The organism is Enterobacter sp. ku-bf2 (assembly GCF_001742765.1).
GTDB lineage: Bacteria > Pseudomonadota > Gammaproteobacteria > Enterobacterales > Enterobacteriaceae > Enterobacter > Enterobacter quasiroggenkampii.
Genome location: NZ_MDVW01000024.1, coordinates 57,282 through 71,481, shown reverse-complemented (window position 1 = coordinate 71,481; position 14,200 = coordinate 57,282). Strand labels below are relative to the sequence as shown.

Here is a 14,200-nt window from a genome sequence, read left to right as displayed (position 1 = left end):
AACGTAATGCAGGATCTGAAGGGTTTCTCCGTGCCGAAAGGTTTTCGGGGGGCGGGCGGTATTAAAGTGCAGTTATGGTGGGCCGTTCAGGCCACCTTATTTGCCTGGTCACCACAAATACTGTACCGCTGGCGAGCATTTTTATTGCGTCTGTTTGGCGCAAAAATAGGAAAAAACGTAGTCATTCGGCCCTCGGTGAAAATTACCTACCCCTGGAAATTAACGCTTGGGGATTGCGCCTGGGTAGGGGATGACGCGGTGTTATATACCCTGGGCGAGATTACGATTGGCGCAAATTCGGTGGTTTCACAGAAATGTTATTTGTGCACCGGCAGCCATGACTTTATGAGTCAGCATTTTGATATTACCGCTTCGCCTATTGTGATTGGCGAAAAATGCTGGCTGGCAACGGATGTTTTTGTTGCACCGGGTGTTTCTGTTGGCGATGGCACGGTCGTTGGTGCCCGCAGCAGCGTTTTTAAATCGCTACCGGCAAATAAAGTTTGCCGTGGCAACCCCGCAGTGGTGATACGCGAACGCGTTGAAACTGATTAAATTCATAAGTAGAGGAATATAAACATGTCTAAAGTCGCTCTCATCACCGGCGTTACCGGGCAGGATGGTTCTTACCTGGCAGAGTTACTGCTGGAAAAAGGTTATGAAGTACACGGTATTAAACGTCGTGCGTCTTCTTTCAACACCGAACGTGTCGATCATATTTATCAGGATCCTCACGCGGCGAACCCGAAATTCCACCTGCACTACGGCGACCTGACCGATACCTCCAACCTGACCCGTATCCTGCAGGAAGTGCAGCCGGATGAAGTCTACAACCTGGGCGCGATGAGCCACGTTGCGGTCTCCTTCGAGTCTCCGGAATACACCGCTGACGTGGACGCCATGGGTACGCTGCGTCTGCTGGAAGCGATTCGCTTCCTCGGCCTTGAGAAGAAAACCCGTTTCTACCAGGCATCCACCTCTGAGCTGTACGGTCTGGTGCAGGAAATTCCACAGAAAGAGACCACGCCATTCTATCCGCGCTCTCCGTACGCCGTAGCGAAACTGTACGCTTACTGGATCACCGTGAACTACCGTGAATCCTACGGCATGTACGCCTGTAACGGCATTCTGTTCAACCACGAATCTCCACGTCGCGGCGAAACCTTCGTGACCCGCAAAATCACCCGCGCTATCGCCAACATCGCGCAGGGTCTGGAATCGTGCCTGCACCTCGGCAACATGGACTCCCTGCGTGACTGGGGCCATGCCAAAGACTACGTGAAAATGCAGTGGATGATGCTGCAGCAGGAACAGCCAGAAGACTTCGTGATCGCCACCGGCGTGCAGTACTCCGTTCGTCAGTTCGTTGAAATGGCTGCCGCGCAGCTGGGCATCAAGCTGCGCTTCGAAGGCACCGACGTGGAAGAGAAGGGCATCGTGGTTTCCGTGACCGGCCATGACGCACCGGGCGTGAAGCCAGGCGACGTGATTGTGCAGGTTGACCCGCGCTACTTCCGTCCTGCTGAAGTGGAAACCCTGCTGGGCGACCCAACCAAAGCGCACGAGAAGCTGGGCTGGAAACCAGAAACCACTCTGCAGGAGATGGTTTCCGAGATGGTAGCCAAAGATCTTGAAGCAGCGAAAAAACACTCCCTGCTCAAGTCTCATGGCTACGAGGTTGCCATCGCGCTGGAGTCCTGAGAATGACAAAACAACGTATTTTTGTCGCCGGTCATCGCGGAATGGTGGGTTCCGCGATTGTTCGCCAGCTTGAACAGCGCGGTGACGTCGAAGTGGTTGTCCGCCCGCGCGACGAGCTTAACCTGCTCGACAGCCGTGCGGTACAGGACTTCTTTGCTAACGAACGCATTGACCAGGTGTATCTGGCGGCGGCGAAGGTGGGCGGCATTGTTGCCAACAACACCTACCCGGCGGATTTCATCTACGAAAACATGATGATTGAGAGCAACATCATTCACGCGGCGCATCTGCACAACGTGAACAAGCTGCTGTTCCTCGGCTCATCCTGTATTTACCCGAAAATGGCGAAACAGCCGATCGCCGAAAGCGAGCTGCTGCAGGGTACCCTGGAAGCCACCAACGAGCCGTACGCGATTGCCAAAATTGCCGGGATCAAGCTGTGCGAGTCCTACAACCGTCAGTACAACCGAGACTATCGCTCGGTGATGCCGACCAACCTGTACGGACCGCACGACAACTTCCACCCGAGCAACTCGCACGTGATCCCGGCGCTGCTGCGTCGTTTCCACGAGGCAACCGCCGAGAACGCGCCGGATGTGGTGGTGTGGGGCAGCGGTACGCCGATGCGTGAATTCCTGCACGTGGACGACATGGCTGCGGCCAGCATTCACGTGATGGAACTGGATCGCGAAGTGTGGCAGGAGAACACCGAGCCGATGCTGTCGCACATCAACGTGGGCACCGGCGTGGACTGCACGATTCGCGAGCTGGCGCAGACCATCGCGCAGGTGGTGGGCTACAAAGGCCGCGTGGTGTTTGATGCCACGAAACCGGACGGCACGCCGCGCAAACTGCTGGACGTGACCCGTCTGCATCAGTTGGGTTGGTATCACGAGGTGTCACTGGAGCAGGGGTTGGCAAGCACCTATCAGTGGTTCCTGGAAAACCAGCACCGCTTCCGGGGGTAATGATGTTTTTAAGTCAGGAAGATTTTGCCACGGTAGTGCGTTCCACTCCGCTCATCTCGATTGATTTGATCGTGGAGAACGAACGCGGCGAGTTCTTGCTGGGGAAACGAACCAACCGTCCTGCGCAGGGCTTCTGGTTCGTGCCCGGTGGGCGCGTGCAAAAGGATGAGACGCTTACCGATGCGTTTGAGCGTCTCACTCTGGCGGAACTGGGTCTGCAGCTGCCGATGGCAGCGGGCCAGTTTTACGGGGTCTGGCAGCACTTCTATGACGATAACTTTTCAGGCACCGGGTTCACCACGCACTACATCGTGCTGGGGTTCCGCCTGAAGGTGAGTGAGGCAGACCTGCGTCTGCCTGATTCTCAGCACGACGACTACCGCTGGCAGACGCCAGAGGCGCTGCTGGCGAGCGACAATGTGCATGACAACAGTCGCGCCTATTTCCTCGCTGAACGTCAGTCCGGGGTGCCGGGCTTATGAAGATCCTCGTATACGGAATCAACTACTCGCCGGAGCTAACCGGTATCGGGAAATACACCGGCGAGATGGTCGAGTGGATGGCGAGCCAGGGACATGACGTGCGGGTCATTACCGCGCCGCCGTACTACCCGGAATGGAAAGTGGGGGAGCGCTACTCAAGCTGGCGCTACCGTCGCGAAGAGGGTGCAGCGACCGTCTGGCGCTGCCCGCTGTATGTGCCTAAGCAGCCCTCAACGCTTAAACGGTTGATTCATCTCGGCAGCTTTGCTCTGAGTAGTTTCTTCCCGCTGATGGCGCAGCGTCGCTGGAAGCCGGATCGCATCATCGGCGTGGTGCCGACGCTGTTTTGCACGCCGGGCATGCGTCTGCTGGGCAAACTCTCCGGCGCGCGCACCCTGCTGCACATTCAGGATTATGAAGTTGACGCCATGCTGGGCCTGGGGATGGCAGGCAAAAGCAAAGGCGGCAAGGTGGCGAAGCTCGCCAGCGCGTTTGAGCGCAGTGGCTTACACAACGTGGATTACGTCTCAACGATCTCGCGCTCGATGATGAACAAGGCGCAAGAGAAAGGCGTCCCGGCGGAGAAGGTGATCTTCTTCCCGAACTGGTCCGAAGTGGCGCGTTTTCGCGACGTGACTGAGCAAGACGCTCAGGCGCTGCGCGCGCATCTCGGTTTGCCTGAAGATCAAAAAATCATTCTTTACTCAGGCAACATCGGCGAAAAGCAGGGGCTGGAGAGCGTGATCGAGGCGGCTCAACTGCTGAACGAACATCCATGGATGTTTGTGATTGTCGGGCAGGGGGGTGGAAAAGCGCGGCTGGAAAAAATGGTCAGCGAACGCGGCCTGTCCAACGTGAAATTCTTCCCGCTTCAGTCTTACGAGGCATTGCCTGCGCTGCTGAAGATGGGCGACTGCCATCTGGTGGTGCAAAAGCGCGGCGCGGCGGATGCGGTGCTGCCGTCCAAGCTGACCAACATTCTGGCAGTGGGCGGTAACGCGGTGATTACGGCCGAAGCCGAAACTGAATTAGGCCAGCTGTGTGACAGCTATCCGGGGATTGCCGTGTGCGTAGAGCCGGAATCGGTCCCGGCGCTGGTCACCGGCATTGAACAGGCACTTGCCATGCCAAAAATGAACACGGTGGCACGTGAATATGCCGAACGCACGCTCGAGAAAGAGAACGTGCTGAGCCAATTTATTGCAGATATACGGGGATAAATCATGAGTCAAACCACTTTGTATCCGGTTGTGATGGCTGGTGGCTCTGGTAGCCGGTTGTGGCCGCTGTCCCGCGTGCTCTATCCAAAACAGTTCCTCTGCCTTAAAGGGGATCTCACCATGCTGCAGACGACGGTAAACCGTCTCCACGGCGTGGAGTGTGAAAGCCCGGTGGTGATCTGTAACGAACAGCACCGCTTTATCGTTGCTGAGCAGCTGCGCCAGCTGAACAAACTCACAGAAAATATCATCCTGGAGCCTGCCGGACGCAATACCGCACCGGCTATCGCCCTGGCGGCGCTGGCGGCAAAACGCAGCAGCCCGGACTGTGACCCGCTGATGCTGGTGCTGGCGGCAGACCACGTGATCCAGCAGGAAGAGGCCTTCCGTGACGCAGTGCGTGCGGCCATTCCTTACGCTGAGAGCGGCAAGCTGGTGACCTTCGGTATCGTGCCGGATCTGCCGGAAACCGGCTATGGCTACATCCGTCGCGGCAACGTGACGCCGGGTGAAGGCGACAGCGTGGCGTTTGACGTGGCGCAGTTCGTTGAAAAACCAAATCTTGAAACCGCGCAGGCGTATGTCGCCAGCGGGGAATATTACTGGAACAGTGGGATGTTCCTGTTCCGCGCCGGACGCTATCTGGAAGAGCTGAGCAAATATCGTCCGGATATTCTGCAAGCCTGCGAGAAAGCGATGGCGGTAGTGGACCCGGATCTCGACTTCATCCGCGTGGATGAAGAAGCCTTCCTCGCCTGTCCGGAAGAGTCCATTGACTATGCGGTGATGGAACGCACGGCAGATGCCGTTGTGGTGCCGATGGATGCGGGCTGGAGCGATGTCGGCTCCTGGTCCTCCCTGTGGGAGATCAGCGCCCATACCCCGGAGGGTAACGTCCATCACGGTGATGTCATTAGCCACAAAACGGAAAACAGCTACGTCTACGCCGAGTCTGGCCTGGTCACCACGGTCGGGGTGAAAGATCTGGTGGTGGTCCAGACCAAAGACGCGGTGCTGATTGCCGACCGTAACGCCGTGCAGGACGTTAAAAAAGTGGTGGAGAAGATCAAGGCAGATGGCCGTCACGAGCACCACATTCATCGCGAAGTCTACCGTCCGTGGGGGAAATATGACTCTATTGACGCAGGTGATCGTTATCAGGTGAAACGCATCACCGTGAAGCCGGGCGAAGGGCTGTCGGTGCAGATGCACCATCACCGCGCCGAGCACTGGGTGGTGGTCGCGGGTACCGCCAAAGTCACGATCGACGGTGAAGTCAAACTGCTGGGTGAAAACGAGTCCATTTATATTCCGCTGGGGGCGACGCACTGTCTGGAGAACCCGGGGAAAATTCCTCTCGATTTAATTGAGGTGCGCTCCGGTTCGTATCTGGAAGAGGACGATATCGTGCGCTTCCAGGACCGCTACGGACGGGTGTAGCCCTCAGTATCATGCCCGGTGGCGCTGCGCTTACCGGGCCTACGAATGACAAAAAAATCAATTTGGCCATTGAGTGGTCAGGACCGACTGTTGCCTGAAAAAGGGGTCATCATGGAAAAATTAACCTGTTTTAAAGCCTACGATATTCGCGGCAAGCTGGGCGAAGAGCTGAATGAAGACATTGCGTGGCGCATTGGTCGTGCGTACGGCGAATATTTAAAACCGCAGACCATCGTGCTGGGCGGCGACGTGCGTCTGACAAGCGTTTCCCTGAAGCTGGCTCTGGCGAAAGGGCTGCAGGATGCGGGCGTGGACGTGCTGGACATCGGTCTTTCCGGAACCGAAGAGATTTACTTTGCCACCTTCCACCTGGGCGTGGACGGCGGTATTGAAGTGACGGCCAGCCACAACCCGATGGACTACAACGGCATGAAGCTGGTGCGCAAGGGTGCCCGCCCGATTAGCGGCGACACCGGCCTGCGCGACGTGCAGCGCCTGGCGGAAGCCAACGATTTCCCGCCGGTGAACGAGGCGAAGCGCGGCAGCTACAAAAAAATCAACCTGCAGAAAGAGTACATCGACCACCTGCTGGGCTACATCAACGTGGCGAACCTTAAGCCGCTGAAGCTGGTGATTAACTCCGGTAACGGCGCGGCCGGCCCGGTTGTCGATGCCCTTGAAGCGCGCTTTAAGGCGCTGAACGTGCCGGTGACCTTCGTGAAAGTGCACAACACCCCGGACGGCAACTTCCCGAACGGTATTCCTAACCCGCTGCTGCCGGAGTGCCGCGACGATACTCGTAACGCGGTGATTGAGCACGGCGCGGACATGGGTATCGCCTTTGACGGTGATTTCGACCGCTGCTTCCTGTTCGACGAGAAAGGGCAGTTCATCGAGGGCTACTACATTGTCGGCCTGCTGGCAGAAGCGTTCCTCGAGAAAAACCCGGGCGCGAAAATCATTCATGACCCGCGCCTGTCCTGGAACACCGTCGACGTGGTGTCTGCCGCAGGCGGCACGCCGGTGATGTCCAAAACCGGCCACGCCTTCATCAAGGAGCGCATGCGCGAAGAAGACGCCATCTACGGCGGCGAGATGAGCGCCCACCACTACTTCCGGGACTTTGCCTACTGCGACAGCGGAATGATCCCGTGGCTGCTGGTCACCGAACTGCTGTGCCTGAAGGGGCAGCCCCTGGGCGAGCTGGTGCGCGACCGTATGGCGGCGTTCCCGGCGAGCGGGGAGATCAACAGCAAGCTGGCGCAGCCGGCCGAGGCGATTGCCCGCGTGGAGCAGCACTTTGCCATTCACGCGCTGGAAATTGACCGTACCGACGGCATCAGCATGGCGTTCCCGCAGTGGCGCTTTAACCTGCGCTCGTCCAACACCGAGCCGGTGGTGCGCCTGAACGTGGAGTCCCGTGCGGACACCGCGCTGATGGAAGCCCGAACGAAGGACATTCTGGCGCTGTTGAATCAGTAATAACTGCCCCTCCCGGTGGGAGGGGGAACCGAATACAGGAACAACGATGACGAATCTAAAAAAACGCGAACGAGCGAGAACGAATGCATCGTTAATCTCTATGGTGCAGCGTTTTTCTGATATCACCATCATGGTCGGTGGATTGTGGGCGGTGTGTCGGATCAGCGGGCTGCCGTTCTTATATATGCATCTTCTGATGGCCCTGATTGCGCTGGTCGTGTTTCAGATGATCGGCGGAATGACCGATTTCTACCGCTCGTGGCGCGGCGTCAAAATGACCACCGAACTGATGCTGTTGCTGCAGAACTGGACCCTGAGCCTGATCTTCAGCGCAGGCCTGGTGGCGTTCAGCCATGATTTTGATAATCGCCTCGTGACCTATCTCTGCTGGTATCTTTTGAGCAGCGTCGGCATGGTAGTGTGCCGCTCCCTGATCCGCTTTGGCGCAGGCTGGCTGCGCAACCGTGGCTATAATCGTCGCTTCGTGGCGGTAGCAGGCGATCTGCCCGTCGGCAGGGTGCTGCTCGACAGCTTCCGCAAAGAGCCGTGGTTAGGCTTTGAAGTGGTCGGGATTTATCACGACGCGAAGCCTGGCGGCGTGCCTGCAGACTGGGCGGGCAACTACGAACAGCTGATTGACGATGCCAAGGCCGGCAAAATTCACAACGTCTACATCGCCATGCAGATGAAAGACGACTCCCGCATTAAGCAGTTGATGCGCGAACTGGCGGATACGACCTGTTCAGTGCTCCTGATCCCGGACGTGTTTACCTTCAACATCCTTCATTCGCGTATTGAAGAGGTGAACGGCGTGCCGGTCGTACCGCTGTACGACACACCGCTGTCCGGTATTAACCGCGTGCTGAAGCGTCTGGAAGATATCGTGCTCTCTTCGCTGATTCTTCTGCTCATCTCTCCGGTGCTGTGCTGCATTGCCCTCGCGGTGAAGCTGAGCTCACCAGGACCGGTTATCTTCCGTCAGACCCGCTACGGCATGGACGGTAAGCCGATTATGGTGTGGAAATTCCGCTCCATGAAGGTGATGGAGAACGACAAGGTCGTGACCCAGGCCACGCAGAACGATCCGCGCGTCACCCGCGTCGGGAACTTCCTGCGCCGCACCTCGCTGGATGAACTGCCACAGTTTATCAACGTCTTTACCGGCGGGATGTCGATTGTTGGCCCGCGTCCGCACGCGGTGGCGCATAACGAGCAGTACCGCTCGCTGATTGAAGGCTACATGTTGCGCCATAAGGTGAAGCCGGGCATCACCGGCTGGGCGCAAATCAACGGCTGGCGCGGCGAAACCGACACGCTGGAAAAAATGGAAAAACGCATCGAGTTCGATCTGGAGTACATCCGTGAGTGGAGCCTCTGGTTCGATATCAAGATTGTTTTTCTGACCATCTTCAAAGGTTTCGTGAACAAAGCGGCGTACTAAGATGAGCTTACGTGAAAAAACCATCAGCGGCGCCAAGTGGTCAGCGATGGCGACCATCGTCATCATTGGCCTCGGCCTGGTGCAGATGACGGTGCTGGCGCGCATTATCGATAATCACCAGTTCGGTCTGCTGACCGTCTCGCTGGTGATCATCGCGCTGGCCGATACGCTGTCTGACTTTGGTATCGCCAACTCGATTATCCAGCGCAAAGAGATCAGCCATCTTGAGCTGACCACGCTCTACTGGCTGAACGTGGGGCTGGGGATTTTCGTGTTTGTGCTGGTGTTCCTGCTGAGCGACACCATCGCCAGCGTGCTGCACAACCCGGATCTCGCCCCGTTGATGCGCACGCTGTCGTTTGCGTTCGTGGTGATCCCCCACGGGCAGCAGTTCCGCGCGCTGATGCAGAAAGAGCTGGAGTTCAATAAGATCGGTATTATCGAGACCAGCGCCGTGCTGGCGGGCTTTACCTTTACCGTCGTGAGCGCCCATTTTTGGCCGCTGGCGATGACCGCCATCCTCGGTTACCTGGTGAACTCTGCCGTGCGTACGCTGCTGTTCGGCTACTTTGGGCGTAAAATTTACCGTCCGGGACTGCATTTCTCTCTTGCATCCGTCTCGTCCAACCTGCGCTTTGGCGCGTGGCTGACGGCGGACAGCATTATCAACTACGTGAACACCAACCTCTCGACGCTGGTGCTGGCACGTATTCTCGGTGCGAGCGTGGCGGGGGGCTACAACCTGGCCTACAACGTCGCGGTGGTGCCGCCGATGAAGCTGAACCCGATAATCACCCGCGTGCTGTTCCCGGCGTTTGCCAAGATTCAGGACGACACCGAAAAGCTGCGCGTTAACTTTTACAAGCTGCTTTCGGTGGTGGGGATTATCAACTTCCCGGTGCTGCTGGGGCTGATGGTGGTGTCCAGCAACTTCGTGCCGCTGGTGTTTGGCGAGAAGTGGAACGGTATTATCCCGATCCTTCAGCTGCTATGCGTGGTAGGGCTGCTGCGCTCCGTGGGGAACCCGATTGGGTCCCTGCTGATGGCAAAAGCGCGCGTGGACATCAGCTTTAAATTCAACGTGTTCAAAACCTTCCTGTTTATTCCGGCAATTATCGTCGGCGGGCACATGGCGGGCGCCATTGGCGTGACGCTGGGCTTCCTGCTGGTGCAGATCGTCAATACCGTCCTGAGCTACTTCATCATGATTAAACCCGTGCTGGGCTCAAGCTACCGTCAGTACATCCTGAGCCTGTGGCTGCCGTTCTATCTCTCATTGCCGACCCTGGCGGTGAGCTACGGTCTGGGCGCGATCCTCAGCGGCCATCTGCCGCTGGCCGCGCTGCTGGCGGTGCAGGTTGCCGCGGGGGCGCTGGCCTTCGTCGTGATGATCGTACTTTCTCGCAATGCGCTGGTCGTTGAGATGAAGCGCCAGTTTTGCCGTAACGAAAAAATGAAAACGCTGCTTCGCGCAGGCTAGTTCTTTAAGAGGCCATTATGAAATTATTAATTCTTGGCAACCATACCTGCGGCAACCGTGGCGACAGCGCCATCCTGCGCGGTTTACTGGATGCGATTAACACCCTTAAGCCTGAGACCGAAGTGGACGTGATGAGCCGTTATCCGGTCAGCTCATCCTGGTTACTGAACCGCCCGGTGATGGGCGACCCGCTTTATAGCCAGATGAAACAGCACAACAACGCCGCGGGCGTGATGGGCCGCGTGAAAAAAGTGCTGCGTCGTCGCTACCAGCATCAGGTGCTGCTTTCCCGGGTGACCGATACCGGCAAGCTGCGCAACATCGCCATCGCGCAGGGCTTCACTGACTTTGTTCGTCTGCTGTCCGGCTATGACGCCATTATCCAGGTCGGCGGTTCATTCTTCGTCGATCTCTACGGCGTGCCGCAGTTTGAGCATGCGCTCTGCACGTTCATGGCGAAAAAGCCGCTATTTATGATTGGCCACAGCGTGGGGCCTTTCCAGGATCCGCAGTTTAACCAGCTCGCAAACTATGTCTTCGGCCACTGCGACGCGCTGATCCTGCGCGAGTCGGTCAGCCTTGAGATGATGAAGCGCAGCGAGATTGACACGTCAAAAGTTGAGCACGGCGTGGATACCGCCTGGCTGGTGGATCACCAGGACGACAGCTTCCAGCCGAGCTATGCGGTGCAGCACTGGCTCGACGTGGCGGCGAAACAGAAAACCGTCGCGATTACCCTGCGCGAGCTGGCGCCCTTCGATAAACGTTTAGGCACGACGCAGGCGGCGTATGAGCAAGCGTTCGCCGACGTGGTGAACCGCGTGCTGGACAGCGGGTACCAGGTGCTGGCGCTGTCCACCTGTACCGGTATCGACAGCTACAACAAAGATGACCGCATGGTGGCGCTGAACCTGCGCAACCTGGTCAATGACCCATCACGTTATCACGTGGTGATGGATGAACTGAACGACCTGGAGATGGGCAAGCTGCTCTCCGCCTGCGACCTGACAGTGGGCACCCGTCTGCACTCGGCCATTATCTCCATGAACTTTGGCACGCCGGCCATTGCCATTAACTATGAGCACAAGTCCGCCGGGATTATGCAGCAGCTCGGTATGCCGGAAATGGCGGTGGATATTCGTCACCTGCTGGACGGATCGCTCGGCGCCATGGTGGGGGACACGCTTGGCCAACTGCCTGCTATCAATGAACGTCTGGCGGTGGCGGTGAAAGCCGAGCGCGAGAAGGGCATTGGAATGGTGAAATCGGTACTCGATCGCGTACGGGAGGGGAAATGAAGGTTGGTTTCTTCTTACTGAAATTTCCACTGTCGTCCGAAACGTTTGTTCTGAACCAAATCACCGCGTTTATCGATATGGGATATGACGTGGAGATTATCGCCCTGCAAAAGGGCGATACCCAAAATACCCATGCGGCGTATACCCAGTATGGGCTGGAGGCAAAAACCCGCTGGCTGCAGGATGAGCCGTCCGGGAAGCTGAGTAAGTTGCGCCACCGCGCCAGCCAGACCTTACGTGGGCTCCATCGCGCGTCGACGTGGCGGGCGCTGAATGTCTCCCGCTATGGATCAGAATCACGCAATCTGATCCTGTCGGCCATCTGCGGGCAAACGGCGCAGCCGTATCGTGCCGACGTGTTTATTGCCCACTTTGGCCCGGCAGGCGTAACCGCCGCGAAGCTGCGCGAACTGGGCGTAATTGACGGTAAAATTGCGACTATCTTCCACGGTATCGACATCTCCAGCCGCGAAGTGCTGAACCACTACACGCCGGAATACCAGCAGCTTTTCCGGCGTGGCGACATGATGCTGCCGATCAGCGAACTGTGGGCCGGACGCCTGAAAAACATGGGCTGCCCGGGAGAGAAAATTGCCGTTTCGCGCATGGGCGTGGATTTAACGCGCTTTACCCGCCGTCCGGTGAAAGTGCCGGGCAAACCGCTGCAGATCATCTCCGTCGCGCGTCTGACCGAGAAGAAAGGGCTGCATGTGGCGATTGAAGCCTGCCGCCAGCTGAAAGCGCGTGGGGTGGATTTCCACTACCGCATTCTCGGGATTGGGCCGTGGGAGCGTCGTCTGCGCACGCTGATCGAACAGTATCAGCTGGAAGATGTCGTAGAGATGCCGGGCTTCAAGCCGAGCCACGAGGTCAAGGCCATGCTTGATGAGGCAGATGTATTTCTGCTGCCTTCCGTAACGGGGGCCGATGGCGATATGGAAGGCATTCCGGTGGCGCTGATGGAGGCAATGGCCGTGGGGATCCCGGTGGTCTCGACCCTGCACAGCGGGATCCCGGAGCTGATTAAGTCTGACCATTCCGGCTGGCTGGTGCCGGAGAATAATGCCATGGCGCTCGCCGATCGGCTAGCTGCCTTCAGCGATATCGACCAACAGGCGCTGGAGCCTGTGCTGCACAATGCCCGACAAAAAGTTGAAGCCGATTTTAACCAGCAGGTGATTAACCGTCAGTTAGCCAGCCTGCTGCAAACGTTGTAATGCCGAGGATGTATGCTGAAAAAGATTACCCGACGCACCTTTGTCTCGTCTTTGTCCGTTCTGGCGGCCACGCCGCTGCTGTCGTCCCGCATTGCGCGGGCGGCGAGCGGAAGAACGGTCTCTGTTAAACAGTACAATAACAACGACTGGATCGCGGCCTTTAAGCAGGCGTTTAATGACGGGGACACCGTCGTTGTCCCTGCCGGGCTGACCTGTGAAAACATCAACACGGGTATTTTCATTCCCGACGGTAAAACGCTGCTGATCCGCGGGGCGTTAACCGGCAATGGCCGCGGCCGCTTTGTTCTGCAGGAAGGCAGCAAAGTGATAGGGGAAGGCGAGGGACGGACAGAGAATATCACTCTCGATGTACGTGGCTCCGACTGCGTAATTAAAGGGCTGGCCATGAGCGGTTTTGGCCCTGTAACGCAGATCTACATCGGCGGTAAGAAACCCAGCGTGATGCGCAATTTGCTGATTGATAACATCAGCGTGAGTCAGGCCAACTACGCCATCCTGCGCCAGGGTTTCCACAACCAGGTGGACGGCGCCCGCATCACCAACAGCAAATTTAGCCATCTGCAGGGGGATGCGATCGAGTGGAACGTCGCTATCAACGATCGCAATATCCTGATTTCCGACCATGTCATCGATAACATCAACTGCACCAACGGCAAGATCAACTGGGGCATCGGCATTGGCCTCGCCGGCAGCACCTACGACAACGACTACCCGGAAAAGCAAACCGTTAAGAACTTCGTGGTGGCCAACATCACCGGCAGTAACTGTCGTCAGTTGGTGCACGTGGAAAACGGGAAACACTTTGTTATCCGTAATATTAAGGCCAAAAATATCACCCCTGACTTCAGTAAAAAGGCAGGAATAGACAACGCCACGGTGGCCATTTATGGCTGTGATAATTTCATTATTGATAATGTCGACATGGTCAACAGCGCGGGAATGTTAATCGGCTATGGGGTCATAAAAGGCGATTATTTGTCCATCCCGCAGAACTTTAAGCTCAATAATATTCACCTCGATAACCGCCAGCTTGCGTATAAATTGCGCGGAATACAGATTTCATCCGGTAACGCGACCTCGTTTGTGGCGATTACCAACGTGGATATGCAGCGTGCTACGCTTGAATTACACAACAAGCCGCAGCATCTTTTTTTACGCAATATCAATGTGATGCAGGAAGCTGCCGTGGGGGCTGCCCTGAAGATTAACTTCGACCTGCGCAAGGATGTGCGAGGAAAATTCATGGCGAAAGACGAGACGCTGCTGTCGTTGGCGAACATAAAAGCCGTTAATGAGAAGGGGCAAAGCTCGGTGGATATTGACCGTGTCGACCAGCAGGTGGTGAATGTGGAAAGGCTGAACTTTGCGCTTCCGCACAGGTAATCGATAATAATTTGTTTTAAGACTATTCCTGGCATAAAAGCGCGATCGAATCAGATTACAACTACTG

At 57.0% G+C, this 14,200-nt stretch carries 12 protein-coding genes; all 12 read left to right on the top strand.

All coding sequences use genetic code 11. The annotated features are described in order from the left end of the window. The first annotated feature begins 6 nt into the window (after positions 1–6). The 12 genes from wcaF (at position 7) to wcaM (ending at position 14,133) form a co-directional block, all read left to right on the top strand. Complete coding sequence (wcaF, locus tag BFG58_RS22495) at positions 7–555, top strand: colanic acid biosynthesis acetyltransferase WcaF (RefSeq protein WP_069720611.1); 549 nt, start codon at positions 7–9, stop codon at positions 553–555. A 24-nt stretch (positions 556–579) separates the two neighbouring features. Then, entirely contained in the window at positions 580–1,701 is a 1,122-nt protein-coding gene (gene gmd / locus BFG58_RS22490; protein WP_069720610.1) for a GDP-mannose 4,6-dehydratase, read from the top strand. Between the two features lie 2 nt (positions 1,702–1,703). Then, positions 1,704–2,669, top strand: coding sequence for a GDP-L-fucose synthase (locus BFG58_RS22485; RefSeq protein ID WP_069720609.1), 966 nt, complete (start codon positions 1,704–1,706; stop codon positions 2,667–2,669). Between the two features lie 2 nt (positions 2,670–2,671). After that, complete coding sequence (locus tag BFG58_RS22480; RefSeq protein ID WP_045418617.1) at positions 2,672–3,151, top strand: GDP-mannose mannosyl hydrolase; 480 nt, start codon at positions 2,672–2,674, stop codon at positions 3,149–3,151. Then, positions 3,148–4,371 (top strand): colanic acid biosynthesis fucosyltransferase WcaI, encoded by a 1,224-nt coding sequence (gene wcaI, locus BFG58_RS22475; protein ID WP_069720608.1) that lies wholly within the window; start codon positions 3,148–3,150, stop codon positions 4,369–4,371. The genes BFG58_RS22480 and wcaI overlap by 4 nt, the downstream gene beginning before the upstream one ends. A gap of 3 nt (positions 4,372–4,374) precedes the next feature. Then, positions 4,375–5,811, top strand: a complete 1,437-nt coding sequence (gene cpsB / locus BFG58_RS22470; RefSeq protein ID WP_045908620.1) for a mannose-1-phosphate guanyltransferase — start codon at positions 4,375–4,377, stop codon at positions 5,809–5,811. A 111-nt stretch (positions 5,812–5,922) separates the two neighbouring features. Further along, a complete protein-coding gene (gene cpsG / locus BFG58_RS22465; protein ID WP_069720607.1) occupies positions 5,923–7,293 on the top strand; it encodes a colanic acid biosynthesis phosphomannomutase CpsG in 1,371 nt (456 codons plus the stop codon). A 46-nt stretch (positions 7,294–7,339) separates the two neighbouring features. Continuing rightward, positions 7,340–8,734, top strand: coding sequence for an undecaprenyl-phosphate glucose phosphotransferase (wcaJ, locus tag BFG58_RS22460; protein WP_048030843.1), 1,395 nt, complete (start codon positions 7,340–7,342; stop codon positions 8,732–8,734). A gap of 1 nt (position 8,735) precedes the next feature. Continuing rightward, positions 8,736–10,214, top strand: coding sequence for a colanic acid undecaprenyl disphosphate flippase WzxC (wzxC, locus tag BFG58_RS22455; RefSeq protein ID WP_069720606.1), 1,479 nt, complete (start codon positions 8,736–8,738; stop codon positions 10,212–10,214). 17 nt (positions 10,215–10,231) lie between these two features. After that, positions 10,232–11,512 carry a colanic acid biosynthesis pyruvyl transferase WcaK gene (gene wcaK, locus BFG58_RS22450; RefSeq protein WP_045908618.1) on the top strand — a complete coding sequence of 427 codons (1,281 nt, stop codon included), beginning with the start codon at positions 10,232–10,234 and terminating at the stop codon, positions 11,510–11,512. Further along, positions 11,509–12,729, top strand: a complete 1,221-nt coding sequence (wcaL, locus tag BFG58_RS22445) for a colanic acid biosynthesis glycosyltransferase WcaL (RefSeq protein WP_069720605.1) — start codon at positions 11,509–11,511, stop codon at positions 12,727–12,729. Before wcaK ends, wcaL begins: the two co-directional genes overlap by 4 nt. Positions 12,730–12,741: 12 nt before the next feature. Next, positions 12,742–14,133: a colanic acid biosynthesis protein WcaM gene (gene wcaM / locus BFG58_RS22440; protein WP_069720604.1), complete on the top strand. Its 1,392-nt coding sequence runs from the start codon at positions 12,742–12,744 to the stop codon at positions 14,131–14,133. The last annotated feature ends 67 nt before the right edge of the window (positions 14,134–14,200 follow it).